The sequence below is a fragment of the Pseudoxanthomonas sp. z9 genome, from assembly GCF_006542425.1.
Lineage (GTDB): Bacteria > Pseudomonadota > Gammaproteobacteria > Xanthomonadales > Xanthomonadaceae > Pseudoxanthomonas_A.
Genome location: NZ_VFID01000007.1, coordinates 628,538 through 654,453, shown reverse-complemented (window position 1 = coordinate 654,453; position 25,916 = coordinate 628,538). Strand labels below are relative to the sequence as shown.

At 67.2% G+C, this 25,916-nt stretch carries 26 protein-coding genes; 15 read left to right on the top strand and 11 right to left on the bottom strand.

The features are described 5' to 3' along the window. The first annotated feature begins 43 nt into the window (after nucleotides 1–43). Both FG323_RS10135 and FG323_RS10130 read left to right on the top strand, forming a co-directional pair. Nucleotides 44–2,134 carry a gluconolaconase gene (locus tag FG323_RS10135; RefSeq protein WP_141454391.1) on the top strand — a complete coding sequence of 697 codons (2,091 nt, stop codon included), beginning with the start codon at nucleotides 44–46 and terminating at the stop codon, nucleotides 2,132–2,134. 46 nt (nucleotides 2,135–2,180) lie between these two features. Continuing rightward, nucleotides 2,181–2,795, top strand: coding sequence for a DNA N-6-adenine-methyltransferase (locus FG323_RS10130; RefSeq protein ID WP_181444161.1), 615 nt, complete (start codon nucleotides 2,181–2,183; stop codon nucleotides 2,793–2,795). A gap of 39 nt (nucleotides 2,796–2,834) precedes the next feature. Here FG323_RS10130 and FG323_RS10125 read toward each other — a convergent pair whose 3' ends face one another. Further along, nucleotides 2,835–3,623, bottom strand: coding sequence for a DUF2884 family protein (locus tag FG323_RS10125; RefSeq protein ID WP_141454388.1), 789 nt, complete (start codon nucleotides 3,621–3,623; stop codon nucleotides 2,835–2,837). 206 nt (nucleotides 3,624–3,829) lie between these two features. Here FG323_RS10125 and FG323_RS10120 point away from each other — a divergent pair, with 206 nt between their 5' ends. Beyond that, nucleotides 3,830–4,339 (top strand): DUF1697 domain-containing protein, encoded by a 510-nt coding sequence (locus FG323_RS10120; RefSeq protein WP_141454387.1) that lies wholly within the window; start codon nucleotides 3,830–3,832, stop codon nucleotides 4,337–4,339. A 45-nt stretch (nucleotides 4,340–4,384) separates the two neighbouring features. Here the strand turns inward: FG323_RS10120 and FG323_RS10115 are convergent, their stop codons facing one another. Beyond that, on the bottom strand, nucleotides 4,385–4,630 hold the full coding sequence (locus FG323_RS10115; RefSeq protein WP_141454385.1) for a helix-turn-helix transcriptional regulator: 246 nt from the start codon (nucleotides 4,628–4,630) through the stop codon (nucleotides 4,385–4,387). A gap of 135 nt (nucleotides 4,631–4,765) precedes the next feature. Here FG323_RS10115 and FG323_RS10110 point away from each other — a divergent pair, with 135 nt between their 5' ends. Beyond that, entirely contained in the window at nucleotides 4,766–5,185 is a 420-nt protein-coding gene (locus FG323_RS10110) for a hypothetical protein (RefSeq protein WP_141454384.1), read from the top strand. Between the two features lie 17 nt (nucleotides 5,186–5,202). Here FG323_RS10110 and FG323_RS10105 read toward each other — a convergent pair whose 3' ends face one another. Then, on the bottom strand, nucleotides 5,203–5,580 hold the full coding sequence (locus tag FG323_RS10105; RefSeq protein ID WP_141454383.1) for a YciI family protein: 378 nt from the start codon (nucleotides 5,578–5,580) through the stop codon (nucleotides 5,203–5,205). Nucleotides 5,581–5,829: 249 nt separating this feature from the next. Between FG323_RS10105 and FG323_RS10100 the strand changes: the two genes are divergently transcribed. The 7 genes from FG323_RS10100 (at nucleotide 5,830) to FG323_RS10070 (ending at nucleotide 10,377) form a co-directional block, all read left to right on the top strand. Continuing rightward, nucleotides 5,830–6,249, top strand: coding sequence for a YciI family protein (locus FG323_RS10100; protein WP_141454382.1), 420 nt, complete (start codon nucleotides 5,830–5,832; stop codon nucleotides 6,247–6,249). A gap of 60 nt (nucleotides 6,250–6,309) precedes the next feature. Continuing rightward, nucleotides 6,310–6,717 carry a VOC family protein gene (locus tag FG323_RS10095; RefSeq protein ID WP_141454381.1) on the top strand — a complete coding sequence of 136 codons (408 nt, stop codon included), beginning with the start codon at nucleotides 6,310–6,312 and terminating at the stop codon, nucleotides 6,715–6,717. Between the two features lie 53 nt (nucleotides 6,718–6,770). Further along, a complete protein-coding gene (locus tag FG323_RS10090; RefSeq protein ID WP_141454380.1) occupies nucleotides 6,771–7,202 on the top strand; it encodes a VOC family protein in 432 nt (143 codons plus the stop codon). Further along, on the top strand, nucleotides 7,199–7,864 hold the full coding sequence (locus FG323_RS10085; protein ID WP_141454379.1) for a dihydrofolate reductase family protein: 666 nt from the start codon (nucleotides 7,199–7,201) through the stop codon (nucleotides 7,862–7,864). The genes FG323_RS10090 and FG323_RS10085 overlap by 4 nt, the downstream gene beginning before the upstream one ends. A gap of 40 nt (nucleotides 7,865–7,904) precedes the next feature. Then, entirely contained in the window at nucleotides 7,905–8,570 is a 666-nt protein-coding gene (locus tag FG323_RS10080) for a dihydrofolate reductase family protein (protein WP_141454378.1), read from the top strand. 16 nt (nucleotides 8,571–8,586) lie between these two features. Next, nucleotides 8,587–8,964: a YciI family protein gene (locus FG323_RS10075; protein ID WP_141454377.1), complete on the top strand. Its 378-nt coding sequence runs from the start codon at nucleotides 8,587–8,589 to the stop codon at nucleotides 8,962–8,964. 150 nt (nucleotides 8,965–9,114) lie between these two features. After that, nucleotides 9,115–10,377, top strand: a complete 1,263-nt coding sequence (locus FG323_RS10070) for an RNA polymerase sigma factor (RefSeq protein ID WP_141454376.1) — start codon at nucleotides 9,115–9,117, stop codon at nucleotides 10,375–10,377. Between the two features lie 57 nt (nucleotides 10,378–10,434). On the opposite strand, the gene FG323_RS10065 is transcribed toward FG323_RS10070, so the two are convergent. The 4 genes from FG323_RS10065 to FG323_RS10050 all read right to left on the bottom strand — a co-directional run bounded on the left by FG323_RS10065 (nucleotide 10,435) and on the right by FG323_RS10050 (nucleotide 19,620). Continuing rightward, the gene (locus FG323_RS10065; protein ID WP_141454375.1) at nucleotides 10,435–13,284 is read right to left on the bottom strand and encodes a TonB-dependent receptor; all 2,850 of its coding nucleotides are present in this window, start codon (nucleotides 13,282–13,284) and stop codon (nucleotides 10,435–10,437) included. Between the two features lie 89 nt (nucleotides 13,285–13,373). Next, nucleotides 13,374–14,267 carry an AraC family transcriptional regulator gene (locus tag FG323_RS10060; protein WP_181444160.1) on the bottom strand — a complete coding sequence of 298 codons (894 nt, stop codon included), beginning with the start codon at nucleotides 14,265–14,267 and terminating at the stop codon, nucleotides 13,374–13,376. A gap of 262 nt (nucleotides 14,268–14,529) precedes the next feature. Further along, nucleotides 14,530–18,846 (bottom strand): transporter substrate-binding domain-containing protein, encoded by a 4,317-nt coding sequence (locus FG323_RS10055; protein ID WP_141454373.1) that lies wholly within the window; start codon nucleotides 18,844–18,846, stop codon nucleotides 14,530–14,532. Nucleotides 18,847–18,984: 138 nt separating this feature from the next. Further along, the gene (locus FG323_RS10050; RefSeq protein WP_141454372.1) at nucleotides 18,985–19,620 is read right to left on the bottom strand and encodes a response regulator transcription factor; all 636 of its coding nucleotides are present in this window, start codon (nucleotides 19,618–19,620) and stop codon (nucleotides 18,985–18,987) included. 341 nt (nucleotides 19,621–19,961) lie between these two features. On the opposite strand from FG323_RS10050, the gene FG323_RS10045 reads away from it, so the two are divergent. After that, complete coding sequence (locus FG323_RS10045; RefSeq protein WP_141454371.1) at nucleotides 19,962–20,399, top strand: transposase; 438 nt, start codon at nucleotides 19,962–19,964, stop codon at nucleotides 20,397–20,399. Nucleotides 20,400–20,562: 163 nt separating this feature from the next. Here FG323_RS10045 and FG323_RS10040 read toward each other — a convergent pair whose 3' ends face one another. After that, nucleotides 20,563–20,808, bottom strand: coding sequence for a DUF3297 family protein (locus tag FG323_RS10040; RefSeq protein ID WP_141454370.1), 246 nt, complete (start codon nucleotides 20,806–20,808; stop codon nucleotides 20,563–20,565). Between the two features lie 140 nt (nucleotides 20,809–20,948). Here FG323_RS10040 and FG323_RS10035 point away from each other — a divergent pair, with 140 nt between their 5' ends. Continuing rightward, nucleotides 20,949–21,512 carry a hypothetical protein gene (locus FG323_RS10035; RefSeq protein WP_141454369.1) on the top strand — a complete coding sequence of 188 codons (564 nt, stop codon included), beginning with the start codon at nucleotides 20,949–20,951 and terminating at the stop codon, nucleotides 21,510–21,512. Nucleotides 21,513–21,529: 17 nt separating this feature from the next. On the opposite strand, the gene FG323_RS10030 is transcribed toward FG323_RS10035, so the two are convergent. After that, nucleotides 21,530–22,216: a hypothetical protein gene (locus FG323_RS10030; RefSeq protein ID WP_141454368.1), complete on the bottom strand. Its 687-nt coding sequence runs from the start codon at nucleotides 22,214–22,216 to the stop codon at nucleotides 21,530–21,532. A gap of 79 nt (nucleotides 22,217–22,295) precedes the next feature. Next, the gene (locus tag FG323_RS10025) at nucleotides 22,296–22,907 is read right to left on the bottom strand and encodes a LysE family translocator (RefSeq protein ID WP_141454367.1); all 612 of its coding nucleotides are present in this window, start codon (nucleotides 22,905–22,907) and stop codon (nucleotides 22,296–22,298) included. A 106-nt stretch (nucleotides 22,908–23,013) separates the two neighbouring features. Between FG323_RS10025 and FG323_RS10020 the strand changes: the two genes are divergently transcribed. Next, on the top strand, nucleotides 23,014–23,478 hold the full coding sequence (locus FG323_RS10020; protein ID WP_141454366.1) for an Lrp/AsnC family transcriptional regulator: 465 nt from the start codon (nucleotides 23,014–23,016) through the stop codon (nucleotides 23,476–23,478). On the opposite strand, the gene FG323_RS10015 is transcribed toward FG323_RS10020, so the two are convergent. After that, a complete protein-coding gene (locus FG323_RS10015) occupies nucleotides 23,423–24,781 on the bottom strand; it encodes an SGNH/GDSL hydrolase family protein (protein WP_141454365.1) in 1,359 nt (452 codons plus the stop codon). The genes FG323_RS10020 and FG323_RS10015 overlap by 56 nt on opposite strands. Before the next feature lie 142 nt (nucleotides 24,782–24,923). On the opposite strand from FG323_RS10015, the gene FG323_RS10010 reads away from it, so the two are divergent. Further along, nucleotides 24,924–25,913, top strand: coding sequence for a winged helix-turn-helix domain-containing protein (locus FG323_RS10010; RefSeq protein ID WP_141454364.1), 990 nt, complete (start codon nucleotides 24,924–24,926; stop codon nucleotides 25,911–25,913). The last annotated feature ends 3 nt before the right edge of the window (nucleotides 25,914–25,916 follow it).

Below are 25,916 nucleotides of genomic sequence, written 5' to 3'. Positions count from 1 at the left end.
GCCACGATGGTCGCCGCGCCGTTCGACAGGAGCCCGTACCGGCATGACGCGCAAAACCTGGTTGGGTCTGGTCATCGGCCTGACCGCCCTGGCCCTGGCGGCCACGTTCTTCTTCGATCCCTTCGCACCCACGGTGAAGCCGCGCGTCGGACCTGCACCGACGCCGCTGGGCTGGGCCGCGCAGCTGGAATTGATTGCCGGTGACGGTATCCGCGGTGATCGCGATGGCTCACCGGCCGCCGCGCGCTTCGCCGATCCCTACGGGATAGCGCTCGCGGGCGACGGTACCGTCTACGTGGCCGATGGCGGCGACAGCAACCGCATCCGCCGGATCGGCCGCGATGGGCAGGTGGCCACCCTGGCCGGATCGGTGGAAGGATTCCGCGATGGCGCGGGCACCGCGGCGGCTTTCCACACGCCGTCCGGACTGGCGCTGGATCGCGCCGGCAATCTGTATGTCGCCGACACCGGCAACCACGCCATCCGCCGGATCACGCCGCAGGGCATCGTCAGCACGCTGGCCGGCGATGGCACCGCCGGCCATCGCGACGGCGCGGCCGCGCAGGCGCGGTTCGACGGACCGACCGGCGTGACGGTGGATGCGCAGGGGCGGGTGTACGTCGCCGATACCTACAACGATCGCATCCGGCTCATCTCGCCCGACGGCCAGGTCACCACGTTGGCCGGTGGCGGGTATCCCGGCTTCGTCGACGGCATGGGAGCGGCGGCGCGTTTCGACACGCCCACCGCGCTGGCGATCGATCGGCAGGGCGTGTTGTGGGTGGCAGATCTGCGCAACAACGCAATCCGCCATGTCACCGCCGATGGCGTGGTCGGCACCGCCAGGACCTGGTGGCCGGACGGGTCCACCGGCATCGGCCGTCCGCTGGCGCTGGCGATCACCCGCGACGGCGTGCTGTACGTGGCGGAAATGAGCGGTGGCCGCATCCTCCAGATCGCCACCGACGGCCATGTCCGCGTGATCACCGGCCTGGCGCAGCAGGAGCGTCTCTCGCGCCCGGCCGGCCTGGCGCTGGATGCGCGCGGCCTGCTGTACGCCACCGACGCCACCGGCTACCGCGTGCACCGCGTCGTGCCGCGTACCGGCACGCCGCCGCCCCCGGTCGCCGGTCCCGCCCCGCACGCGCCGTTGCCGGACACGCAGGGACGCTGGCCGCTGCATCCGCAGGACGGCTGGCACGAAGTGGTCGGCACGCTGGGCGAGGTACGCGGCAACTTCAGCAAGGAGAATCGCGATCACCTGCACAGCGGGCTGGACATCCGCGGCGACATCGGCCAGCCGGTGCTGGCGATCGCCGACGGCAAGGTCAGCAGTCCCCATGCCGCGTGGGGATACGGCGGACAGGGCGAAGGAATGGGACTGGACATGCTGGCCTACATCCACATGCGGGTGGGCCGCACCGCGCGCGGTGAAGTGACGGACCCGCGTTTCCAGTTGCTGCTCGACGAAGCCGGCCAGCCCGAACGCATCCGGGTCCGGCGCGGCACGCGCTTCCACGCCGGCGACGTGCTGGGCACCATCAATCCGATGGCGCACGTGCACCTGAGCGTCGGCGCCAGCGGTTACGAGCGCAACGCGATCGCGCTGGGCTTCACCGGCTATGCCGATCACCAGCCGCCGCGCATCGACGGCATCCACCTGCTCGATACCCTGGGCCAGCCATTGACCGAAAAGGAGCGCGGCCGGCTGATCGTGCCGCGCGAACTGTCCGGTGTGCAGATCGTGGCCGAAGCCTGGGATCAGGTCGATCGCAACCTGCCGCGCCGCCGGCTGGGGCTGTACGCGCTGGGCTACCAGCTGCTGGACGCTGACGGCAGGCCACTGCCCGGCCACGAGGCGCCGCGAATGAACATCGAGTTCAACCGCATGCCGCCGGACCCGGATGCGGTGATGCTCGCCTACGCGCCGGACAGCGGCATCACCGTGCATGGCAGCGCCGTCACCCGCTTCCAGTACGTGGTGACCAACAAGATCCGCGATGGCGTGGTGCAGGCCGGATCCTGGCAACCCACGGAACTGCCCGTCGGCGAGTACCTGATCCGGATCACCGCGCTGGACTACAGCGGCAATGCCGCCACCGCCAATCGCGATCTGCGGATCGTGCTGCGTTAGGACCCACGCCTGCGCAGGACCGGCTCCTGCGCATAGAATGCCGACCATGCCCAAGACGCCCCGCACCAACATCGTCGCGCTCCCGGTTTCCACCGCCAGCGCCCACCGGCTCGGCTATATCGGCCGGGTGCCGACCGCCAAGGCCCGCGACGCCGATTCCTGGTTCACCCCGCCGGAATACCTGGACTCGGTGCGCGCGGTGATGGGCGGCATCGATCTGGATCCCTTCACCTCGGAAACCGCCAACGAGATCGTCGGCGCGCGCCGGATTCTCACCGTCGAGCGGTCCGCGTTTGACGAGGATTGGAATGTCGGCCGGCGCGGGCGGGTGTTCATGAATCCGCCCTACTCGGCGGGCCTGTGCGCGCGCGCGGTCAACCGTTTCGTCGATCAGCTGGAAGCCGGCCAGTTCGGCGAGGGCGTGGTGTTGGTCAACAACGCCACCGACACCCGCTGGTTCAACGTGCTGGTCGCGCGCTGTGCCCGCATCTGCTTCACCCACCACCGCATCAGTTTCTGGAACGCGGACCGCAAGCACATCTCCGGCAACACGCGCGGGCAGGCGTTCTTCTACTTCGGCCGCAACACGGACAAGTTCGCCCGCATCTTCAGCAAGCACGGCTTCGTGGTGCATCCGGTGGGCGAAAACGGGCCGGCCTGATTCCGTTTCCGGCGCACGTCCGGCGAAGACGGGCGTCGCTCAGGGACGCGCGGCCACGGCCGCCTTGTTTTCCCCGTCATCGCCCGAGATTTCCAGCAGGCGCAGCGGCTGGCCATCGTGGCGATATTCCAGCGCCGCCTGCACGGCGTCGATGGCGCGGACCTGCGCGCACAGGCCGTCCGCGCGCGCCTCGATGGCCTTCGTGCGCACTTCCAGCATCTGTTCCAGTTCCTGGTCCATCTTGTCCGCGCGTGCTTCCAGTTGCCCGGCGCGGCCGGTGAACACGCTCCACAGCGCGCTGCGCCCGATCATCGAGGCCATCGACTCGGCCGCGTTCTCGATGTTCTCCTCGAATTGCTCGTCGAAGACTTCCTGATCCCAGCGACCACGCCCCAGGGTGCGATCGACATGGGCGATCGCCTCGCTGCGGAAATCGTCCACCTTGCGCGCCTTGCGCTTGCTGCCGGTCATCGCCTCGACCACGCCGGACAGCGCATCGAAGGTCACCTCGACCGAATCGCGGGCCAGCCCGGCCACTTCCGGCATCAGCTGGTAGGCCTGGTACTCCAGCTGGCGCAGGCGCTGCGCATCGGCATCGCTGATCGTGCGCACCTTGCGGTCCACGCTCAGTTCGCCGTCGTGGAAGAACACCTCGCGCGGCGAACCCTCGTCGCGGTACAACCACACGCCGCCGGTATCGACCAGCACGTTGTACTGCGTGCTGATGCCGCATTGGCGGGAATCGACCTTGGGCCGCACCGGCTCCCCGGCGTGGGCCGCCAGCGGCAGCAGCGCGAGGACGAACAGGAACAGCGGCAACGGGCGCATGGCGGTATCCGGGTGGAACGATGGCGCAAGCTTCGCGGATGCGCGCCGGCGCGACCCGTGGGAAAAGTCATGGCGACCACCGTCACCCCCTGTTCCAGAAGAAGCGGAGACCGTTCCGATCCCGTTGTTCCCTGGACGCCCGCGAGGACGCCCGCGAGGACTTCCGTGGGCGTCCGCCGCGTGGTGGGAGCGCGTATGCTGGCGCGATGGAAACCTACATCGCCCTGCTGCGCGCCGTGAATGTCGGCGGGACCGGCAAGCTGCCGATGGCCGAGCTGCGCGCCATGTGCGAGGACGCCGGTTTCCGCGACGTGCGCACCTACATCGCCAGTGGCAACGTGGTGTTCCGCAGCGCCAAGCGCGCCACCGGGGTGAAGGCCGCGCTGGAGGAACGCCTGGCCGCCTACGCCGGCAAGCCGGTCGGGGTGGTGCTGCGCCAGCATGCGGAGCTCGTGCGCGCGCTGGAGGCGCAGCCGTTCACCACGGCGGCGCCCAACCGGGTGGTGGTGATCTTCCTGGACGAGCCGCCGCCGGCCGATACCCTGGCCACGCTGCGGCACCAACGGGACGAACAGGTGGCATTGGGCGAACGCGAGATCTACGTGCACTACGGCGACGGCATGGCCGATTCGCGCCTGGTCATCCCTGCCGCGCGTGCCGGCACCGCGCGCAACCTCAACACGGTCGCCAGGCTGATCGGGATGGCGGCGGAGTAGGGAGTCGTCGCCGGCCGGAACCGGATGGGCGGCGTGACCCGCGGATCAGTCGATCGGCTTGAGCAGTTCCCGGATGTCCACCGACAGCGCGTTCGCCAGCCGTTCCAGGCCGTCAATGGAGATGTTGGTGACGCAGCGCTCCAACTGTGACACGTAGGTGCGATGGAATTCGCCCAGTTCAGCCAGTTCTTCCTGGCTCAGATTGCGCGCCTTGCGCAGTTTCTTCAGGTTCGCGGAAATGCGTTCGCGCGCGGTGGTCGTGGAGCGCGGCGGGGGCGACGGCTTGGCCATGTCTCAGACTCACCCGCTACCGTTTGACAATCTACAGAGCATTCATCTACCGTGTTTGAATCTCGTTTTTCGTCGACGGGAGAGCCGCTGGACGGGCACGGGATCACATCGACCGAACGCACAAGGAGGTTGCCCGTGCATCCGTATTCAAGAAGTGAAACCGCTCACCAGGACGGCGTCGACGCGATGCCCGAGGAGAGCAGCGCGTCCAACGAAAACTCACTGTCGCAATTGCTGCACCTGTTGCAGGGGGCGCACGAACCGGTCCTGGCCGACGTCGGCATCACCCGCTTCCCCCCGGCGCGGCTGGAGGCCCTGCACGGCAACGCCTCCCGCGAGGCCGAGACCTGCCTGGACCGGGCGCAGCTCATGCTTCATCTGATGGAGGGTGCGCTGGAAGGCGAGCACCCGCCCGAGCCGGCGCTGCTGCAGCGGCTGGCCCAGCAGATTGGCCGGACCCTGGCCGATCATCGCCGCTGGCGTGATCTGGCCGACAACGCGGCCTATTACCGCGACCATCCCGGCGTGAAAGCGCGGATCAGCGCGCAGCTGTAACTGCGCGGCGGCGGGACTCAGCCCAGGCCGACCCGCTGCCGTTCCAGCCCCATGTCGTGCACCGGCCGCACTTCGATGCAGCCGAAACGTGACCACGGGAATTCGTGAGCGATGCGCACGGCCTCGTCCAGGCTCCCGGCTTCGATCAGGTTGAAGCCGGCCAGCACTTCCTTGGTCTCCGCGAACGGACCGTCGGTGATCGCCGGCTGGCCGTTGCGGACCCGCAGCGAGCGCGCGGTCCGTGCCGGTTCCAGCTGCTGGCTGGCGATCAGCGTGCCGGCCTGCTTCAGCTCGTCGGCGTGGCTCAGGCAGCCGCGCATCAGTTGGTCGTATTCGCCCGGGGGCAGGGTTTCCAGCAGGGCGTCATCGGTATAGACCAGCAACAGGTACTGCATGTCTTGCTCCAGTGAGGGGACGGGGGCCGCCGCCGGAGCGCGCATGATGCCGCATCCGGACGGGGCGGGCATCCTCCGGCCCAACCGTCGCAGCGGTCGAGACCGGCGCTGCCCGGAGTCGCCCACCGCGGAAAACTTTTTTTTTCGGGGGGCTGTCGATCCCCGCCCTTCACGCCCGTCGTACCCAGTAAGCAGCGATGCTCCGGCCTCCGGACGCCGCCCTTCCCATTTCCTCCGAACGAGTACGACATGAAAGTGATTGTGTTCGTGAAAGCCGATGCCGATTCCGAAGCCGGCGTGATGCCCACCCAGCAGCAGCTGGAAGAGATGGGTCGTTTCAACGAGGAACTCGTCAACGCCGGCGTCATGCTGGCCGGCGAAGGCCTGCGCCCGACCTCGCATGGCGCGCGCGTGCGCTTCGACGGCAAGCAGCGCACCGTCATCGACGGTCCGTTCGCCGAGACCAAGGAACTGGTCGCCGGCTTCTGGATCTGGCAGGTGCGTTCGCTGGAAGAAGCCATCGAGTGGCTCAAGCGCGCGCCCTTCGACGGCGGCGCCGAGGTCGAAATCCGCCCGATCTTCGAGCTCGAGGACTTCGGCGAAGCGCTCACGCCGGAACTGCGTGAACAGGAAGAACGCCTGGCCGCGCGCATCGCCGGCGAGAAGTGACGCGCAGCCGCTCGATCCACGCCCTCCCGCAACATCCCTGATAAGAAAAGGAATCCTCCCATGCGACTCAAGCACTATCTCAGTTTCGATGGCGACTGCCGCCAGGCCCTGACCTGGTATGCCGGATTGCTGGGCGGCCAGGTGGTCGCGATGCAGAGCTTCGGCGAAACCCCCGGTTGCGGCGATCTGCCCGCCGCGCTCAAGGAGCGGATCCTGCATGGTCGCGTCGATGTCGACGCGTTCAGCCTGATGGGGACCGACGCCACGCCCGACCACCCCTATCAGGGCGTCACCGGTGCCTACGTGGTGATCGATCTGGATGATCCGGAGCAGGCCGAATCGCTGTACGCCACGCTGTCCGAAGGCGCGCAGGTGGTCGAGATGCCGCTGCAACAGACGTTCTGGGCACGGCGCTACGGCAGCCTCGCCGATCGGCATGGCGTGCGCTGGATGATCAACTGCACCTGAGTCCCTCCACTTCCTTTCCGCAATCCATACGCCACACGACAAGGAAAATTCCGATGCCCACGCAAATCTTCGTCAATATCCCCGTTGCCGACATGGCCCGCTCGAAAGCGTTCTACGAGGGCCTTGGCTATCATTTCAACCCGCAGTTCACCAACGAGCAGGGCGCCTGCCTGGTGATCAGCGACACCATCTACGTGATGCTGCTGACCCGGGAATTCTTCCAGGGCTTCACCGACAAGGCCCTGAGCGATCCGGGCACGCATGCCCAGGCCATCCTGTGCCTGTCCGCGGACGATCGCGCCGGCGTGGACAAGCTGGCCGACGCGGCCATCGCGTCGGGTGGTCGCCAGCCGCGCGACCCGCAGGACCACGGCTTCATGTACCAGCGCTGCTTCGAGGATCCGGACGGCCATCTGTGGGAAGTCGTCTACATGGACATGGCCGCGATGCAGGAGCAGGGACAGGAAACGGAGCAGGCGTCATGAAACTGGTGGTGACCGCGTTCCTGAGCCTGGACGGCGTGGTGCAGGCGCCGGGCGGTCCGGACGAGGACCGTAGCGGCGGCTTCCGGCATGGTGGCTGGGCCGCGCCCTATTTCGACGAGGCGATGCTCACCCTGATCAACGGCGGCATGGCGAATCTCGACGCGCTGCTGCTGGGCCGGCGGACCTACGAGATATTCGCCGCCCATTGGCCGCATGTCGGCGATGAGGATCCGGTCGCCGCACGCTTCAACCGCATCCCCAAGTACGTCGCCACGCGCACGCTGGACACGCTGGCGTGGCAGGGCAGCGAGCGCCTGGAAGCCGACGTGGCGGCGGATATCCGCCGGCTGAAGCGCCAGCACGGCGCCGAACTGCAGGTGCATGGCAGCGGTGGACTGGTGCAGACGCTGCTGCGCGAGGATCTGATCGACGAATTGCAGCTGTGGTGGTTCCCGGTGGTGCTGGGCGAGGGCAAGCGGCTGTTCGCCGACGGCGCGGTGCCGGCATCGTTGCGGCTGCAATCGCACCAGGCCTTCGATACCGGCGTGATCCGCCAGTGCTATCGCATGGAAGGCCGGCCGGAGTACGGCTACTTCGGCCTGGAGCAACCCTCGACGGAAGAACTCGAGCGCCAGCGGAAGATCGCCGCCGGCGAGGACTGAGCGCGGAACATCCCGGACCGGTACATCCCAGGAGCACCTCATGTCGCGATTGCGTTTGCGTATTTCGATCTCGCTGGACGGTTATGTCGCCGGTCCGCGACAGAGCATGCAGGACCCGCTGGGCATCGGCGGCGAACGCCTGCATCACTGGGCAACCGCGCTGGCGTCGTGGCGCCGGGCGCACGGCATGCAAGGTGGTGACGTCAACGCCAGCACCACGGTCATGGAGGAATCGATGGCCGGCATCGGCGCCACGATCATGGGGCGCAACATGTTCGGCGGACACCCGGGGGGATGGAACGAGCGCACGCCCTGGAACGGCTGGTGGGGAGAAGAACCGCCCTTCCATCATCCGGTGTTCGTGCTGACCCGGCATCCGCGTGCGCCGCTCGTGCTGGGCGAAACGCGCTTCCATTTCGTCACCGAGGGCATCCATGTGGCACTCGAACAGGCGCGCCGCGCCGCCGAAGGCCGCGACGTCGCCCTGGCCGGTGGCGCGCAGGCGGCGCGCCAGTATCTGTCGGCGGGTCTGGTGGATGAAATGGAGCTCCATCTGGTGCCGGTGCTGCTGGGCGGCGGCGAACGCCTGTTCGAACAGGTGGGCGACGATCTGCACGGCCTGGCGCTGGTGCGCACGCTGGCCACGCCGGCGGTCGTGCACCTGAAGTTCGAACGCCCGGACGGCGCGCGCGGTCCGGTGCGCTGAGCGGAGGGCGGACGCGATGAAATATCTGTGCCTGGGCTACTTCGATCCGGAGCGGATGGATGCCTGTCCGCGCGAACAGGTCGAACAGGCGATGCGGCGATGCGAGCCGCATCTGGAAGAACTGTACGGTAGCGGGCAGGTCATCCTGGACGCCGGGCTGGATCGGGAAATCCACAGCCTGCGCCGGATCGGGGATGCGGTGCAGGTGGCCGAGGGACCATTCGCGGCAGGCGCGGCGCGGATTGGCAGCGCGTTTCTCATCGAGGCCGACGACATCGACCATGCCGTGCGCATCGCGATGCTGCACCCCACCACGCGGCTGGGCGAAGGCGAGGCCTGGGGATGGGGCATCGAGATCCGGCCGCTGCACTACTTCGAACTGGACGGCTGCTAGCGGACACGGTCGGCGCGGCCGACAGTGCGGCTTCCGGACGGCCGCGCCCAGGGAAGGCGAACCGCCCGCGGACCTGGACGAGGGGTGTGCCGATGAGGCGTCCGCCATTCAGCTTGCACGGTGCGCCGGGCGGTGGTCAGATCGCCGGCCATGGCTCCCCACGACCTGCACCGCACCCTCGACGCGCTCTGGCGGATGGAATCCCCGCGCCTGATCGCCCGCCTGACCCGCATGCTGGGCGACGTCGGCCTGGCCGAGGAAATGGCCCAGGACGTGCTGGTGTCCGCGCTGGAACGCTGGCCGGCGTCGGGCGTGCCCGACAATCCCGCCGCCTGGCTGATGACCGCGGCCAAGCACCGTGCCATCGACCGCCTGCGCCAGCACCAGCTGCACGCACGCAAGCACGACGAGCTGGCCTACGAACTGGACGGGCAGGACATGCCCGGCCCTGACGACAGCGATCGGTTGGAAGACGACATCGGCGACGATCTGCTGCGCCTGGTGTTCATCGCCTGTCACCCGGTGCTCTCCACCGAGGCGCGGGCGGCGCTGACCCTGCGCCTGCTGGGCGGCTTGTCCACCGACGAGATCGCGCGCGCATTCCTGCAATCGGAACCGACCATCGCCCAGCGCATCGTGCGCGCCAAACGCACGCTGGCGCAGAAGCAGGTGCCGTTCGAGGTGCCGCGCCGGAGCGAACTGGCCGAGCGCCTGGATTCGGTGCTGGAAGTCGTCTACCTGATTTTCAACGAAGGCTACTCCGCCACCGCCGGCGACGACTGGATGCGCCCGGCGCTGTGCGAGGAAGCCCTGCGCCAGGGCCGCGTGCTGGCCGGGCTGGTGCCGAACGAACCGGAAGTGCATGGCCTGCTGGCCCTGATGGAACTGCAGGCCTCGCGGGCCCGCGCGCGCACCGCGCCCGACGGCACCCCCATCCTGCTGCTGGAACAGGATCGCGCGCGCTGGGATCGCCTGCAGATCCAGCGCGGCCTGCAGGCGCTGGAGCGCTCGGTGAAACTGGGCGGCGCGCAACTGCCCTATACCCTCCAGGCCTCGATCGCGGCCTGCCACGCCCGCGCCGTGCGCGCCGATCAGACCGATTGGCCCCGCATCACCGCGTTCTACGCGCAACTGGCGGCGGTGATGCCGTCGCCGGTGGTGGAACTCAATCGCGCCGTCGCCCTGAGCCGCGCCGAGGGCGCCGCCGCGGCCTTGCCGCTGGTGGACGCACTGGGCGAGGAACCGCTGCTGCGCGAATACCCGCAACTACCCGCGGTCCGCGGTGATCTGCTCGAACAACTGGGTCGCCGCGGCGAAGCACGCGAAGCCTTCGAACGCGCCGCCGCCCTGACCCGCAACGCCCGCGAGCGCGACCTGATGCTGGCACGCGCGGCGGCCTGTGTGGATGCATGAAAAAACCTCTCCCGCGGACGGGAGAGGTCGAGAGCATTTCATACTTCTGGCAGCGGATCAGAACCGCTGCTGGTACTTCATGTAGATGAACCTGCCGATGTCGAAATCGCCGTAGTACGGGAAATCACTGCTGCGGGCATTCGAGTTGGAGAACAGCAATGGCCCGCGGTGATTGAACATGTTGTCCGCGCCCAGCGAAACCGTCGCTTCCCACGGCAGGTTCACGCGCGCCTGGATGTCGTGGAAGGTATTGGCCCCAACGCGACGGGCGGCACTCTTCTCGCCGTCGGCATAGCGGTCGGGGTCGGTGCACGGCCGGTTGGGAACGCAGCTTTCCCGCATGCCGGAGTAGTAGCGTGCGGTCCACGAAACGCCGAACTCGTTCTTCTGCCAATCGACGCCAAGGTTCGAGCGAAGGCGGAAGATGCCGGGGATGCCGACCGAACCGCTCATGATGTCGACTCCGTGGCGGTTCTGCTTCTGTTCGTCATACTTGCTGACGTAGGAAGACTGCCAGTCGATGCTGAATTGTCCTGCGGCAAACTCGGGAAGCCGGTACTTGACGCCCAGGTCGTAGCCTTCCGTCTCCATGCGGCCAAGATTGATGAGTCCGTACGTCATGCCGGTGATATGGCCGTCATTCGGATCACGCTGGACGGAGGAGCAGCGGGATGCGTTTCCGAGCACATAGCAATCCCGAAGAATGCGATCAACGCTGTCGGAGATGATCATGTCCTTGAGCGAGTAGTTATACCAGTCCAGCGAGATATCCAGGCCTTGTACCCAGATCGGACTCCAGACCACGCCCACGGTCTTGCTGCGGGAGGTCTCAGGGCGCAACTGCGCGTTAGGCATCCGGATGAACTGGTCCGGCGTCTGGCAGGGATAGCTGGTGCAGGGAATCAGTCCTTGTCCCAATTGGACATAGCCCACTGGAACCCCGGCGGCATTGCAGGCTGCGTTGCCATTCACGCTGTTGGTTGCTTTCGTGCCACAGGGATCGGTGTAGCGCTCGAAGCTGGTCGAGAATCCGCCATACAGATTGCTGATGGACGGCGCCCGGAAGCCTTCCGCATACGTGCCGCGAACCAGAAGTTCATCCAATGGACGCCACGTGAAGCCGTACTTGGCGTTGGTCGTGTCGCCAAAATTGCTGTAGTCGGAATAGCGTCCCGCGGCGTTGAACGTCAGCTCCTTGGCGCCGGGAAGGTCCGCGAGAAGCGGGACATTCAGTTCCAGATAAACCTCATCGAGCTTGTAGGAGCCTTCCGTGGTGGATCCGCCCAGACCCGTGCTCTCAACCGATTGGGAGAACGCATCCGGGGCAAAGCGTCCTTCTTCCTTTCGATGCTCCACGCCAATCGCCAAACCCACCTCGCCCGCCGACAGATCGAACAGTCCGCCCGCCAGGTTGGCGGTATAGCTGGTGGTGCGGGTCAGGCCGGTATCGGTGTAGTGAGGCAGCAGGAAACGTTGCAGATCCGCGTTGGACAGCGATCCTTGGCCATCCACACCGTGAGGAAGGAGGGGATTCCAGGGGCGGCAGGCGGTCAACGGAATGGGGCTGTTGGCGGTGCCGCATTGCGCGATGCCGTCGCCGTTGATGAAAGAGGGCCCGAGCGCCTGACGCGTCGCGATCAGGCTGGCATCGCCATGTCCGGTCTTGGTCAGCGTGTTGCGGTTCCAGAGCGCGCCGATGTCCCAGTTCCACTGGCGACCACCCATTTCGAAATTGCCATCGAGACTTCCCGCGAAGCGATATGTTTCCAGCTCGCTCCTGGTTGTGCGCGGGACTTCCCAGAGGCGGCGGCGGAAGGTGATGTCCTGGCCGGGCGTCGGGTTGAACGCGCTGTCGCGGCTGAGCGGTGTTCCGAAGGCAGCGGACTGGTAGGGATAGCCGGCGATCTGCTGATCGGTAGTCCGATGGTTGTACAGGGCATCCACGTTGAAGGTAACGCGATCATTGATGTCGTAGTACGCGCTGGCAAAGACCGAACGGCGTTCGATGCCCGTCTGGAGGAACATCTGCTGGTTGGCGTTCGCATTGTCGGCGGCGGTGTGCAAGCGATAGTCCGCACGATTCGTGGGGTCGCCGCCATCCCTCAGCGTCCACCATTTCGCCGCGGCCGCAGGCGAGCAGGGGTCACAGAACGATCCGTTCTGGCTGATGGGGCTCCAGCCATCGCCCTTGTAGTCCGGGCCCGCACTCCCCCATTTGCTGAACCATCGATCAGCTGCCGATACCGGCTTCTGCTGGTGGTACTCCACCGAGAGAGTGGTCCCACTGCGCTCGCCCTGGGTGCCAAGGCTGAAGGAATACTGGTTGGTGCGGCCGTCGCCAGCGCTCTCCTGACCCCAATACGCGTTCACTTCCAAGCCTTCTGACTGCTTGCGCGTGATGACATTGACGACACCCGCGATGGCGTCGGAACCGTAGATCGCGGAGGCACCGTCCTTGAGTACGTCGATGCGTTCGATCGCCGCCATCGGAATCTGACTCAGGTCCTGATAGCCCGACGTGGTGGCACCAAGCCGCTTTCCGTTGATAAGGACCAGCGTGCGCGTGTTTCCGAGATGACGGATGTCGATGTAGCTTCCGCCGACGGCTTCACCCGCAGAAAGCGCGTTGGCGCGCGATATTGAAGGGGAGCCTGCAGAAGTGAGGTTCTGCAACACGTCGACGACAGACGTGAAGCCCTGCTTCTCGATATCCTGGCGACTGAGGGTCAACACGGGTTGACGCGTTTCCATTTGCGCACCACGGATACGCGATCCCGTCACCTCGACCTTGTCCAGTGTCGAGACGGCATCGGACGATTGCGCGAAGGCGGCGGGGGACAGGGCCAGCAGCACGGACGCCTGCAGGACGCCGAGCCGCAGGGCCGACGTGGACTTCTTGTACTTCATTTCGAATGCTCTCCTGGGAACGCTAAAAAAGGCCAAAAAAAACGCCTTATTAACGTTACCGGCGGATGTGAGCGGAGGCGTTGCCAGCTTTACGCAGTCGCTTTGCCTGAATTGCCTTCCTGCTGATCGCCGTGACGGCGATAGTCGGTGGCGGAGATGCCGAAGTGCGCGCGGAAGGCGCGCGAGAAGCTGCAGTTGTTCTCGAATCCGGACGCCTGCGCGATCTCGCCGATGGGCGCACCCGTGCTGATCAGCAGATCCGCGGCATGGGCCAGCCGGATGCGCGATGCCGTCACCTGCGGCTGTTCCTCGTAGACGAAGGTGTAGGTGCGCGAAAAATAGCTGTGCGAAAAGTTGACCAGGCGCGCGAGCTCGCGCATGGGGATGCGCCGGTGATGATGTCCCTTCAGGTACAGGCGGGCGCGCTGCAACCGCACGAATACCTGGTGGCGGTGCCCGCGGGTCCTGCCGGGGCAGCGTTGCGCGAAGCGCTGGAGGTCGCGCTGGACTTCGGCCATGAACGCCAGCAGTGGCCGGGTATCGCCGTGGCTGCCGGCCCCCATCAGCGCACGTGGGCAGGCACGCCGCCACAAACGCAGGAAGACCACGCGTTCGCGGCGATTCAACCGTCCGCGACCCGGATATACCCGCGAATCATCCGCCGGCCGTCGCGAGGGCGATCCGACTGCCTCGAACGACATGCCCAGGCACAGCCCGGTCGAACTGGCCTGGACGGTGGGGCGCGATTCCCGGTCCAGGGCGATCCACTGGCCCGGCCTCAGCCGGAATCGTCCTTCGGCGGACTCTATCCAGGCTTCTCCCCGTATCTGTACCCACAACGAGAACCGGCGTGCCTGCAGGCCGAGATTGCCCTGGCGGGAAACGGCGAGACAGCGCGGCGGTGCATGGGGAGTGGCGGTTTCTCCGCAGCGCAGGGTCCGGCCACGATCGGCCCACAGCATCGTTGCTTCCATCTTGTTCATGCCTCCGGTCCGGCACGCCCGGAGCGCGCGGTGATTGCGTCCGGCGGACTCCGGACGGATCGGCAGATTGGCTGGCGTGGCCGGGACCCGGAATCGGAAAGCTCCGAGACCTTTGCCCTGACCGCAAAAAAAGCAAAGCGAGTGGGTGCGTTGGCTCAGCCGCCGGGAGAAACCGTGAAAAGTGCAGGACCGGAACGATGTCGCCACGGACCGTACGTAGCCGGCTGCGGATCGATCTTTGGGAACGGAAAGGCCGAGGTGGTCAGGGCGAAGGGGCTGGCGCGCCGGCATGATGTTCGCTTGGCGAGAGTGATGCTTCCAGGAACGCGACCCGCTCGCGTATCTCCTGCTCGCGTTGATCGACCACACGTGTATCCGCCGCGAAGACGTCGATTTCCGCAACCGGCGCCACCAGCGCCAGCGCTCCTTCCATGCGATGCAACAGCTCGCGTCGGGCGACCAGCGCCGAGGCTGGCAGGCGGTCCAGTCGCGCGAGATCCTCGCGGCACGCCACAACCAGGTCGGGAATCAGGTCGCCGTCGTCATGGTCCGGAAGCACGGCCTGTGGCGCGGGTTGCGGTCCGGGCACGGGCATGGAGGCGGGTGGTGGCCGCAGGTGGTGCGCCAGCTTGCCCGCCAGTTGATCCAGTCGCACCGGTTTGGCGAGGAAATCGTCCGCGCCGGCCTCCAGGCAACGCCTGACCTGCTCGGGCAGCGCGCTGGCCGAAAGCGCGATGACGGGCAGGTGGCGGCCGGGCGGCTCGGCGGCGCGGATCCTGCGCGTCAGCGCCAGCCCATCCAGGCCGGGCATGTGGCAATCGGTGATCAGCAGATCGACGCCGCCCGCCGCGAGGACGGCCAATGCGCGTTCGCCATCCTCCACCACGGTATGCGTGTAGCCGAGACGATCCAGCTGGCGCGCGATCAGCGCCCGGTTGACCGGATGATCCTCCGCGACCAGGACATGCCGGTTCGCGGGAGGCGCCGGCGGGAGCATGGGCAGCGTTTCACGCGCCGGCTGCTCCCCGAGTGCTTCCCGGCAAGCCTCGGCCACGGCGTGGTGCAGCAGCGGATCGCCCGGCAGCGCGATGCAGGCGCGACCCGGTCCTGCCGCGAGAGGCGCCTGCAGATCGACGCGCACGCAGGGCGTTTCCGGCGCGCAACCGGCGGGACCGATGGCACAGGCATCGACGATCGCCAGATCGAAACCGAGGGACGCCGGAAGCTCCGGGTCTTCGTCGCCCAGCACGTCGAAACCCAGCGCCGACAGCGAATGGAACAGCCCTTCGTTTCGCCACGGGTCGCGGCTGTGCAGCCAGACACGCTTGCCGGCGAATGCCGCCACCGGCCGCAGCGGCTCGCTGACCGGCAGGTTCAGTTCGAACACCGCCTCGGTACCGATGCCGGGTTCGCTGGCCAGGCGCAGTTCGCCGCCCATCAGGGAGGCGATGCGATGGCTGATCGCCAGGCCCAGCCCGGTGCCCCCGAACCGGCGCGCTTCGGATCCTTCCGCCTGCACGAAGGGGCGGAACAGCTGGGCAAGATCGTCTTTCCCGATGCCTATGCCGGTATCGGTGATGGTGAAGCGGATGCGCTGGCTTTCCTCGGTGTCCCCGACGACCGACAGCGTCAGCGCGACATGGCCATCGTCGGTGAACTTGATGGCGTTGCTGACCAGATTGCTGAGCACCTGCCGGATCCGCGTGGCGTCGCCCAGCAGCGCGCCGGCCACCCGGTTTTCCTGGACCACGTGCAGGCGGACGTGCTTCTCCCTGGCGCGCGCGGTGAACAGGCCGGCGACGCTGTCGACCAGCGCGCGCGGATCGAAAGGCTGGCGTGCGATCGCCAGCCGGCCGGCCTCGATCCGGGAATAGTCGAGAATGTCGTCGAGGATCTGCAGCATCGCCTTGGCGGAGTCGTCGGCCAGGCGCAGCATGTGCGCCTGATCGCGGTTCATCGTCGTGCGCGCCAGCAGTTCGATCAGGCCCAGCACACCTGCCATCGGTGTGCGGATCTCATGGCTCATCGAGGCCAGGAACGCGGCCTTGGCCGCCGCGGCCGATTCGGCGCGCGCCTTGGCGTCGTGCAGCGCCTGTTCCTGCGCGTGCGCCGCGTCGATGTCAATCCAGTATCCGCTCCATTCCAGGGTTCCGTCCGGCAGCCGGCGCGGCTGTCCCGCCTCGGTCCTCAACCAATGCCAGCGATCCCCGAACCTCAGCCGGAGATCCAGCGTGGGCAGGGCGCGCAGGGTTTTCGCGGTCTCACCCAAGGCGGCCTTGAGGTGTTCGCGATCATCGGGATGCAGGCGATCGTAGAGCAGGCGTTCGTCGGCGACCAGTTGTTCCGCGGAAAGGCCCAGCAGGTCCTGCACATTGCCGGCCGCATAGATGAAGCGCCGCTCGCCCCGTGGCGACAGGCGGAACTGGAAGACCGTCGCCGGAATGGCGTCGGTGATGTCGGACAAGCGCTGCTCGGAAGAGCGCGCGCGTGCCTGCGCGGCCCGGATCTCGCTGACATCCACAAGGGTCGCCAGCCGCCCGGCGGGTCCATCGGCGTCATAGAGGAATGCATGCGACCACAGGATCACGTCGCGTGGTGCCGCGCCGGCCTCCGCCGCCGGCAGCCGCAGCTCGCCGTGTTCCGAGGCTTCGCGTCCGGGCAGTGCGCGATCGGCCAGCCGCATGCCGGCCAGATCCGCGCCCGGATCCGGTCGCGCGTCGTCGAGCCGGCGCCCCAGCAGTGAATCCCGTCCGCATCGGAACATCGCCTCGTAGGCCTGGTTGACCGCCAGGTACCGTCCATGCGCGTCCCTGGCGAAGATGGGATAGGGAATGGTTTCCAGCAAGGCGCGCTGGAACGACAGCTGTGTTTCCAGGGCGCGCTCGGCGCACACCCGGGCGCGGGTCAGGCGGTGCAACCGGGCGTACGCCAGCATGACCGCGCCGATGATGACCAGGGCCATGGCGATGCCGCCCGCGACCCAGCCCCACGGCACCCCGTAGTGATAGGAACTGCTGAGCCAGCGCGCGCGGATGGCGCGTTTCTGCGCGGGCGCCATGTTGGCCAGTACGCGATCGAACAGCGGCAGCAGTGCCTGCAGATCGCCGCGTGCGCCGAACGCCAATTCCTGATCGAGTTCCGCCGGCCCCACCACCCGTAGATCCGCGGCATAGTGATCGCGTATCAGCGAATCGATCGCGGGCAGAGTGCCGATGTAGGCATCGGCCTGTCGTCCGGCCACCATCGCCAGGCCCGCCTCGTTGCTGGCAACCGGGCGGAACGTGGTCCGCGACAACTGGCTCTGCAGCCTGCCTATCAATCCGGCTTCGTCGCGGACCGCGACCACCCGCCCGTCGAGGTCGCGTGCGCCGGCGATGGCAGGACCGTGGGTGGAAGCCACGATCACTTCCGGGAAGTACTCGTATGGCCGGCTGAAGGCGACATCGTCATGGTGAAAATCGTCCGGCGTCCCGGCCGCGACCAGATCGATCTCGCCGGACTTGATCATCTGCTGCAGGTGATCCCAGTCGCGTGCCGGAATCGGCTGCAGGCGCAGGCCCAGCTGTTCGCCCAGGTGGGCCAGATAATCCGCGGCCAGTCCGTCGAACCGGCCTTCGCCGTCCATGAAGCTGTACGGATACCGATCCACTTCGAAACCCACCCGCAGCGTCGGCAGCGCGCGCAGGCGTTCCAGTTCCCCGGCGCTCAGCGAGGCGTTGGCCGCGGCGCCGTCTTCGGCGGAATCGCCAAAGCCCCAGCGATCGCGCAGCCGGGCCAGTTCCGCTTCGTCGATGCTGGCGGCGGCCTTGTCCAGCAACGAGGCCAGGGGAGCCGCATCGACCCGCACCGCGGGCGAGAACGCCAGGGCCGGCAGGCCCGCCGATCCGGTCAGGTTGAGATCATCGGCCCGGCGACCGGCCAGCAGCGCCCGGGTGCGGGCCGCGGTGACGCCGATGTAGGCGTCGGCTTCGCCACGGGCCAGGCTGTCCAGGCATTGCAGGCCGGTATCGCAGTACTGCAGCACCGCGTGCGGATAGGCGCCCTGCAGGCGCACGATGGTGTCCTGGAAGCGGCGCTCGATGAGAATCCGCGCCCGCTCCAGATCCCGTTGATCGCGCGTGCGCGTGTCATTGCGACGGGTGACCAGCACGGGAGCGGCGCTCAGGTAGGTCCGCAGCAGGCGGACGTGGCCCTCGTCGCCACGGGTATGGGGCAGCGCGAGCAGCAGATCGAAAGGCGGTGCCCGCCTGGCGGAGCGCGACGCGACGGCCTCCCAGTCGGTGAATGGATGGAAGGCGACCTGCAAGCCGGCGCGCGATGCAAGCAGGCGGACGTAGTCGATGCCCAATCCTTCCGGCTGGCCTCCCATCCAGGCTTCCAGCGGCATGTGATCGCCCGCGAATACGCCCACGCGCAACACCGGATGGGCGCGACGCCAGGCGATTTCCTCCTGGTCCAACGCCAGCGTCGTATGCGCGGCCGCATGGGCGACCACGATCAGTGACAGGCAGAGGGACCCCGCCAATGTCAGCATGCCGGACAGGCACGCACGCAGGCGGGAGGAAACACGGAAGGACATGACAGGCACGCGCAAAAGCGATGCGCGTCAGCCTAGGAGTGGTGCCCTGGCCTTCGAATCGGATTATTCCTAATGTCGCGCCGCCCGGGGGCGTGCTTCATCTCTCAGACAGCGTTTGCACGGCGATACGGTCGTCCGTCAGGAGAGCATGCCCTTCTCGCGCGCGTAGGCGTAGATGTCGAAGTCGTTCTTCAACCCCAGCTTGGCCATCGCCTCCTGCTTCTGCGTGCTGATGGTCTTGACGCTCCGGTTGAGCTGGCGGGCGATCTCGGTCACCGACTTGCCCGACGCGAACAGGCGGATGACCTCGGTCTCGCGCGGCGAAAGCGCAACCGCTTGCGCGGACTTGCCATTGCCGGCCTGGATCAGCAGGCGCTGGCTGGCCTTGCTGACATAGGTCTGCCCACGCATGACCGTCTGCACGGCCGTCGCCAGTTCGGTCATCGCGTCGGTCTTGTTGATCAGCCCGCGCACGCCGATATCCAGGATCGATTGCAGGACGGCCGGATTGGTGACCATGGTCAGCACGATCAGCGGCATCTCGGGCAGCCGGCGCTGCAGCAGTCCAATCAGGGACAGGCCGTCGGCTTCGTCCTCGTTGGGCATGCTGAAGTCGGTAATCACCAGGTCGCAGGGATGCTGGGCGAGGATCTCGATCAGCGAACCGCTGGAACCGGCAACCGCGACGATCTCGTGGCCCGAGCGTTCGAGCAGCTGACGGACAGCGGCAACGATGATCGGGTGATCGTCGGCGAGCACGATCTTCAATGTCATGTGCCGTGGTCTCCCGGAGTCTGGGCTGAAAGCAGTCACATTCTATATCGGAGCTTTGCCATTCCGCGAAACTATCGGATTCGCAAGCCGCCGCCATCAGATATTTTGTGACTACGTCTGCGGAACGTGCGCTTTACGGCGGAATTATCGCTGGAGCACTGGCGAATCCGTGCCACTCCGGAATTTTTCAGACGATTCCGATGTTCGCTGACCTGTGACGGGAAGAACACTGCAAAAACGGTGGATCCGCGGTTGCCGACGGATACGCAGACAAGGGGCCAAGACGATGTCTGCAGTGGGCACGAGTCCACCGCTTCCATGTCCCAGACGGTAGCCAGAACATGCTGACTGAAAATCAGGAAAGTCTCGACGCCACGATCAGCCGCCTGACGCAGATGCAGGATGCATCCTGTTCCCTGTCGGCGGTACCCGAACCCCAGTTGAGCGATGACGAGTGGGCTCACATCGTGGTCAATCTCGGAGGAAGGCTGGGCGCGCGCGCGCGCGGCCACAAATCCAGTGCCCGCAGTTTCGTCGAAGCGGTGCTGTGGATGGCGGGAAGCAACGACGCCTACTGGCGTTGCCTGCCCATCGAGTACGGCGCCAACCACAGCGTCTACGTGCGCTTCTCGCGCTGGGTCAAGGCGGGACAATGGGATCCGGTACTGGCCTGCCTGCCGGAAAGCGACGCCCGGCGACAGGGCCTGGCCCGGATGGTCGCGACCCATCGCGCGTCGTTGCAGCGCAAGCAGCGCTACGCCAACCACCAGGCCGCCTGAATCGACGGGTTGCGGGTGACCGGGGGAGCGCGTGTCCCACCCGGTCGCCATCCGGGGGCAGCGGTGGTTTGCCGTCGGGGGCGATACCGCCATCGGGAATCCGTCAAGCGGTCCCGGCCAGAACCGCGACGATGCGTGGCGGGCGCGTGCGCCCGCCGTGAACTCAATTCTGTTCGCGGAAGTAGGCGACCACTTCGCCCTTGACCTTCAACGTCATCGGATTGCCGCGGCGGTCCTTGGACTTGCCCACCGGCACCCGGATCCATCCTTCGCTGACGCAATATTCCTCGACGTTGTCGCGTTCGACGCCGTTGAAGCGGATGCCCACGCCGCGGTCGATCATCTCGGCATCGTGGAAGGGGCTGCGCGGGTCGGAGGCCAGGCGGTCGGGAGGCGTTTCGGTGCTCATGGTGGTGGTTTCATGTGTCGCGGAAGGCGCATAGGATAAACGTCCGGGGGCCGCCTCCCAAGTTCCTGCCGCGGCCCGCGTTCTCGATGGTCCAAGAGGGAGACGAGGCAGGATTCCCGTGGATATCCAGGACACTTCCCATGATCCGACCCGACGAAGACGACTTCGACGCCGATGATGTGTTCTCCCGATCCGGTGACGACGAGGACGAGGACATCGATCTGGGCGATCAGGAAGCCCTGATCTGGAACCTGCTGGTGCTGATCAATCCGGGTGACGAGGAGACCGCGCTGCGCCAGTTCGCGACCTGGCGCGAGCGCATGGCCGAGGCCGGCGGCGACGACGATGGCCGGCTGCTGTGGGCGCTGAAGGACGCGATCGACTGGTCGTCGGGTTTCTACGTCGACTGGAAGGACTGCGAGTCGCTGATCGACAGCGTGAACGAACTGGCCGCGCGCTGGAACATCGGCATCGACTGGGGTGGCGATCCCGGCGACGACGACTTCCTCGATGGCGTGGACGTGCCGGGCCTGATGGCGGTGGCCTATGACCGCCTGCGCGAACATGGCTACACGCTCTGGAACTGGAACACCGACGGCGATGCCTATGCGGGCTGGATTGCGCTCAGCCGGGACGACGAAGGCATGCAGCAGTTGTGCGCGGCCCTGGGCATCGAACTGCGTCCTGGCAGCGACGCGTTCTGACCAGCCGGCGACCGCCCTCAGCGCCGGGATTCGGTTTCATCTCCCAGCGCCACGCCAGCGCCCAGGCCCATGCCCGCGCCGGCACCGCCGGCTCCGGCTCCGGCGTTGCCCCCCTTGCCGCCGCCCTGGCGCGAGTCGTCGCGCGCGCCCTCGTTCCTGCCGGCCTTGCCACCGCCGCCGCCGGGACGCGCCGGGCCCTGGGGAGGAATGGGCAGGCCGGGCGGTATCGGGTCCAGATCAAGGGCGCGGCGGATGAAATCGCGCAGCGACATCACCAGCTCATCGGTGCGTATCGGCCGGCCTTCCACCATGTCGGTGGCGGCGCGGGCGGCCAGTCGCACCTGTTCGTCGGTGCCCAGCAGGACGATGTCGGACAGTGCCGCCTCGACCGCGTCGCGAATCCTCCGTGAACGATCCGAACCGGTGATGGCCTCGCCGTCTTCACCCTGGGCCTGCCGGATCCGAAGATCCCGCAGATGGGTCGGGTCCACGGCCAGATGGCCGGTGAAGGAACCTCCCAGGGTCTTGTAGGCGGCGATGAGCGTGCGCAGCCGTTCGTTGATCTGGCGATTCTCGCGTTCCCGCCGTTGCTGGATGGTCTGCATCACCAGCAGGCGGATACCGACGCCGATCAGGGTGATCACCGCCAGGCCGAGCAGCGTCGACAGCAATGTCTGCCACGAACTGAAGTCCAGACCTCGCATGCGATGACCTCCGGTATCCGCCGCGCTCACGGTGGGTGGAACGATAGCAGGCCGGATGCATGCCGCCCTCCTGACTGGATCAGCCGATGGCCAGCTTTCCTGCCGCCACCGCGATGAGACCGCCGGACACGCCTTCGATCCAGCGGCGGCGGCGTTCGTCGAGACCGTTGCGCCAGCCGCCGGATGCCATGGCCACGGCGAGCAGGGAATAGAACGCCGCGCACAGGCCGATGAAGGTGGCCGACAGCGCAATGGCCTGCGGCGCCGCCGGAGCGGCGCTCGAGATGAACTGCGGCAGGATCGCGAAGTAGATCATCATGCCTTTCGGATTGAGTGCGGCGGTCAGGAAACCACGGCGGAATTCCGCGCTGTGTGCGTCGCCGCGAACCTGCAGACCACCCGGCCGCGTCGCCGACCGCAGCAGGCGCCAGGCCAGCCAGGCCAGGTAGGCGACGCCCGCCCAGCGAAGCATCGCGAACAGCGGCGGCGACGCGGCGATCAGGGCCGCCAGCCCGAGTGCCGCGAGCATCGAATGCACCAGGTAGCCGGCGCAGACTCCGAACGTGGCGCGCAATCCGGCTCCGGCGCCCCCGCCCAGGGTCTGGGCGACGATGAACAGCATGTCCGGGCCGGGCGTGGCGATCAGTGGCAGCACGGTGGCCGAGAAGAGCAGGAGGGTGGGGGTGTCCATGGCCGATCATGCTAGGGGCACTGCCTTGCCACGGGGTTGCGAATATTCCAGAAATTCTGGCTAAATTGGCATTTGATGCCAATGAAATAATGAAACGGAGATTCCAATGCCTGCCAAGCTGGACGAGCTGGACCGCCGCATCCTGCGCGCGCTGCAGGCGGACGGGCGCATGCAGAACACCGAACTGGCGCAGGCGGTCGGCCTCTCGCCCTCGCCGTGCCTGCGCCGGGTGCGGTTGCTGGAGCAGGCCGGTGTCATCGAACGCTACGTGGCGGTGGTCAAACCCGCCTCCGTGGGTTACCCGCAGACCCTGTTCACGCGGGTGTGGCTGACCGCGCAGGACGCGGACACCATCGACCGTTTCATCGCCGCGATGGAACGCCTGCCGCAGGTGATGGAGTGCTACATCATGCTGGGCGAATGCGATGCCATGCTGCGGGTGGTGGTGGAGGATCTGGACGACTATCGCCGTTTCCAGACCCGCCATCTCACCCGCGCCAACGGCATCCAGAACGTCAAGACGGATCTGCCCAGCCAGGTCGTGAAGCGCAGCTATGCCCTGCCGATCTGATACCCGTGGCCGCACGGCTCCGCTTGGTCATCGTGCCATTTGCGGATGACCCGTCGCCGTTTGCCAGGCGCGCGAGATCGATGGCGTCCGCCATCGCCTGGTAGCCGGCATCGTTGGGATGCAGGTGGTCGCCGCTGTCGTACTCGGGCCGCAGGCGATCGGGCTGCGCGGGATCGCGCATCACCCGATCGAAATCCACTACCGTGTCGAACGCCCCCGACTCCCGGATCCAGGCATTGACGGCTTCGCGCTTGGCGATCGCCGCCGCGCTGGGCGGTGCGGGGAAAGTGGTGCCACCGCGCGGCAGCAGGGTCGCGCCCCAGACCTGGACGCCGTGCGCACGGGCCCGGGCGATGATCTGCCGCATGCCTTCGATGATCTGCGCGGCGCTGACCTTCTGGTCCGGCGCTTCGAGGCGGTCCGAGGCGGAAATGTCGTTGCCACCCTGCAACAACAACATCCAGCGCACGCCCGGCCTGTCCAGCACATCGCGTTGCAGGCGCGACAGCGAACTCGGCCCGCGATAGGGCGCAACGCCATCGTTGAGGATGCGGTTGCCGGCGATGCCGGCATTCACCACGGCGACGGAGGCCAGCATCGGCTCGCGTTGCAGCCGTTCCGCGAGCCGGTCGGGCCAGCGGGCGTCGGCGTTCTCGCTGGAACCCACGCCGTCGGTGATCGAGTCGCCCAGCACGACGAAGGCACGCGCGCCCGCCGGCGTGGCGACTTCCAGATCGGTCAGCAGGTAGCGGGTATCGTCGGGTTCGCCTTCCGGTTCGAATCGCGACTGCGAAGTGAGATCGCCCCGCGCTAGGTATACCGTCTGGTTGCCGACCTGATGGACGGTGGGCGCGGTCGCGCCTTGCGGCAGGTACAGGCTGATGGAAAGCCGCTCCAATGCCTTCACCGGCAGAGTCACGGCATCGCTCAGAACCGAGCCGCCCGGCGGAAGAGTGACCTGCGGCAAGCCCGTGAATGTCACCGCCCGGTCGGTGCCGGCCTGGATGGCGACACCGTCCGCATGCCGGGCCAGCCGGACCGGACCGATCGTGAGTGGCTGGCTGCCGAACAGGTTGGACAGGCGCACGCGGACCGCCGCTCCGCCCAGGCTGGTGCGAACCACCTGGCGTATCGTCACGGGCGACAGCGCCTCTCCCGCGCCCACCGGCGCCGCGGCCCAGCTGGCGACCCAGTGCTGGTCGTCATCGCGCAGGGGAACCTGCGCCTGGACGGGGACCCGTGATGCCAGCACGAGCAGCAGGCAGGCCAGGGGAACAACGAAGGATTTCGACACGAAAGGCATGCGGGATTCCCGGTTTGGATTGAAAGCGGCCGGTGCTGTCTGGCGACGACCGGCGCGCGGTACGATGCCGGTCCCGCCGCTCCGAAGTCCTGAAGGCGGGCCTGAAACGCGCTGAAAAGTTCTGAAACGGATGGAAGAACGCTTGCACACGACCGCGCGAACCACGCTGCGCCTGGGTGACTGGCAACTGGACACGCTGTCCGGCCTGGCCACGCGCGACGGCGCGCGCGTCCAACTGGAACCCCGTGCGCTGGCGCTGCTGTTGCGCCTGGCGGAACGGCCGGGCGAGGTGGTGAGCATCGACGCACTGCTGACCCGGGGCTGGCCCGACGTCATCGTCAGCCCGGATTCGGTGTACCAGGCCATGACCTCGCTGCGTCGCCAGCTGGGCGATGACCCGCGGCAGCCGCGCTACATCGCCACGGCGCCCCGGCTGGGCTACCGCCTGATCGCCGATGTTTCCTTGATCACGCCGGTCGATCCGGCCGCGCAATCATCCGGCGCGCAGGCTCCGCCATCCGGACCGGGCCGGGTCGCCATCGACGACAGGCCCGAAGGCAGCGGACGCGGGCCATCCCGCCTGTCCGCGCGCATCGGCCTGTGGCTGGTGGTGATGCTGCTGGCGGCATCCGCCGTGGCGGCTTACCAGCTGACCCGGCCCGCGGATGATGCGGAGGCGCCGCCGCCGCCATCGCCGCCCGCGCCCGCGCCGGGGCGATTGCAGGCATTGGCTGTTCTGCCCTTCCTGGACCTGACCGACGCGATGAACGAGGAACCGTTCGCGGACGGCATGACCGAGGAACTGATCGTCCGCCTGAGCAAGGTGCCCGGATTGAAAGTGTCGGCGCCGACCGCGTCGTTCCAGTTCAAGGACAAGCAGGTGCCGGTCCCCGAGATCGCGCGTTCACTCGGGGTGTCCTATTTGCTGGACGGCAGCGTGCGCAAATCGGAGCGAACCCTGCGCGTATCGGTGCGCCTGCTGCGCGCCGACGACGGGTTCGTGGTGTGGTCGGATACCTACGATCGCCCGCACGAGGACAAGCTGGCGATGCAGGACCAGATCGCCGGCGAGGTGACTTTGGCGCTGGAGCGGCTGTCAGCCCAGGCGACGGATCCACCCGCCGGCCGTTGAAGC

What these genes read in the sequence shown, in the direction of transcription:
- FG323_RS10020 (WP_141454366.1), top strand. Translation starts at nt 23,014, where the DNA reads ATGCCTGCCAAGCTGGACGAGCTGGACCGCCGCATCCTGCGCGCGCTG.
- FG323_RS10090 (WP_141454380.1), top strand. Translation starts at nt 6,771, where the DNA reads ATGCCCACGCAAATCTTCGTCAATATCCCCGTTGCCGACATGGCCCGC.
- FG323_RS10115 (WP_141454385.1), bottom strand. Translation starts at nt 4,630, where the DNA reads ATGGCCAAGCCGTCGCCCCCGCCGCGCTCCACGACCACCGCGCGCGAA.
- FG323_RS10065 (WP_141454375.1), bottom strand. Translation starts at nt 13,284, where the DNA reads ATGAAGTACAAGAAGTCCACGTCGGCCCTGCGGCTCGGCGTCCTGCAG.
- FG323_RS10035 (WP_141454369.1), top strand. Translation starts at nt 20,949, where the DNA reads ATGATCCGACCCGACGAAGACGACTTCGACGCCGATGATGTGTTCTCC.
- FG323_RS10095 (WP_141454381.1), top strand. Translation starts at nt 6,310, where the DNA reads ATGCGACTCAAGCACTATCTCAGTTTCGATGGCGACTGCCGCCAGGCC.
- FG323_RS10080 (WP_141454378.1), top strand. Translation starts at nt 7,905, where the DNA reads ATGTCGCGATTGCGTTTGCGTATTTCGATCTCGCTGGACGGTTATGTC.
- FG323_RS10030 (WP_141454368.1), bottom strand. Translation starts at nt 22,216, where the DNA reads ATGCGAGGTCTGGACTTCAGTTCGTGGCAGACATTGCTGTCGACGCTG.
- FG323_RS10025 (WP_141454367.1), bottom strand. Translation starts at nt 22,907, where the DNA reads ATGGACACCCCCACCCTCCTGCTCTTCTCGGCCACCGTGCTGCCACTG.
- FG323_RS10055 (WP_141454373.1), bottom strand. Translation starts at nt 18,846, where the DNA reads ATGTCCTTCCGTGTTTCCTCCCGCCTGCGTGCGTGCCTGTCCGGCATG.
- FG323_RS10085 (WP_141454379.1), top strand. Translation starts at nt 7,199, where the DNA reads ATGAAACTGGTGGTGACCGCGTTCCTGAGCCTGGACGGCGTGGTGCAG.
- FG323_RS10070 (WP_141454376.1), top strand. Translation starts at nt 9,115, where the DNA reads ATGGCTCCCCACGACCTGCACCGCACCCTCGACGCGCTCTGGCGGATG.
- FG323_RS10040 (WP_141454370.1), bottom strand. Translation starts at nt 20,808, where the DNA reads ATGAGCACCGAAACGCCTCCCGACCGCCTGGCCTCCGACCCGCGCAGC.
- FG323_RS10045 (WP_141454371.1), top strand. Translation starts at nt 19,962, where the DNA reads ATGCTGACTGAAAATCAGGAAAGTCTCGACGCCACGATCAGCCGCCTG.
- FG323_RS10105 (WP_141454383.1), bottom strand. Translation starts at nt 5,580, where the DNA reads ATGCAGTACCTGTTGCTGGTCTATACCGATGACGCCCTGCTGGAAACC.
- FG323_RS10130 (WP_181444161.1), top strand. Translation starts at nt 2,181, where the DNA reads ATGCCCAAGACGCCCCGCACCAACATCGTCGCGCTCCCGGTTTCCACC.
- FG323_RS10100 (WP_141454382.1), top strand. Translation starts at nt 5,830, where the DNA reads ATGAAAGTGATTGTGTTCGTGAAAGCCGATGCCGATTCCGAAGCCGGC.
- FG323_RS10135 (WP_141454391.1), top strand. Translation starts at nt 44, where the DNA reads ATGACGCGCAAAACCTGGTTGGGTCTGGTCATCGGCCTGACCGCCCTG.
- FG323_RS10075 (WP_141454377.1), top strand. Translation starts at nt 8,587, where the DNA reads ATGAAATATCTGTGCCTGGGCTACTTCGATCCGGAGCGGATGGATGCC.
- FG323_RS10125 (WP_141454388.1), bottom strand. Translation starts at nt 3,623, where the DNA reads ATGCGCCCGTTGCCGCTGTTCCTGTTCGTCCTCGCGCTGCTGCCGCTG.
- FG323_RS10050 (WP_141454372.1), bottom strand. Translation starts at nt 19,620, where the DNA reads ATGACATTGAAGATCGTGCTCGCCGACGATCACCCGATCATCGTTGCC.
- FG323_RS10120 (WP_141454387.1), top strand. Translation starts at nt 3,830, where the DNA reads ATGGAAACCTACATCGCCCTGCTGCGCGCCGTGAATGTCGGCGGGACC.
- FG323_RS10060 (WP_181444160.1), bottom strand. Translation starts at nt 14,267, where the DNA reads ATGAACAAGATGGAAGCAACGATGCTGTGGGCCGATCGTGGCCGGACC.
- FG323_RS10015 (WP_141454365.1), bottom strand. Translation starts at nt 24,781, where the DNA reads ATGCCTTTCGTGTCGAAATCCTTCGTTGTTCCCCTGGCCTGCCTGCTG.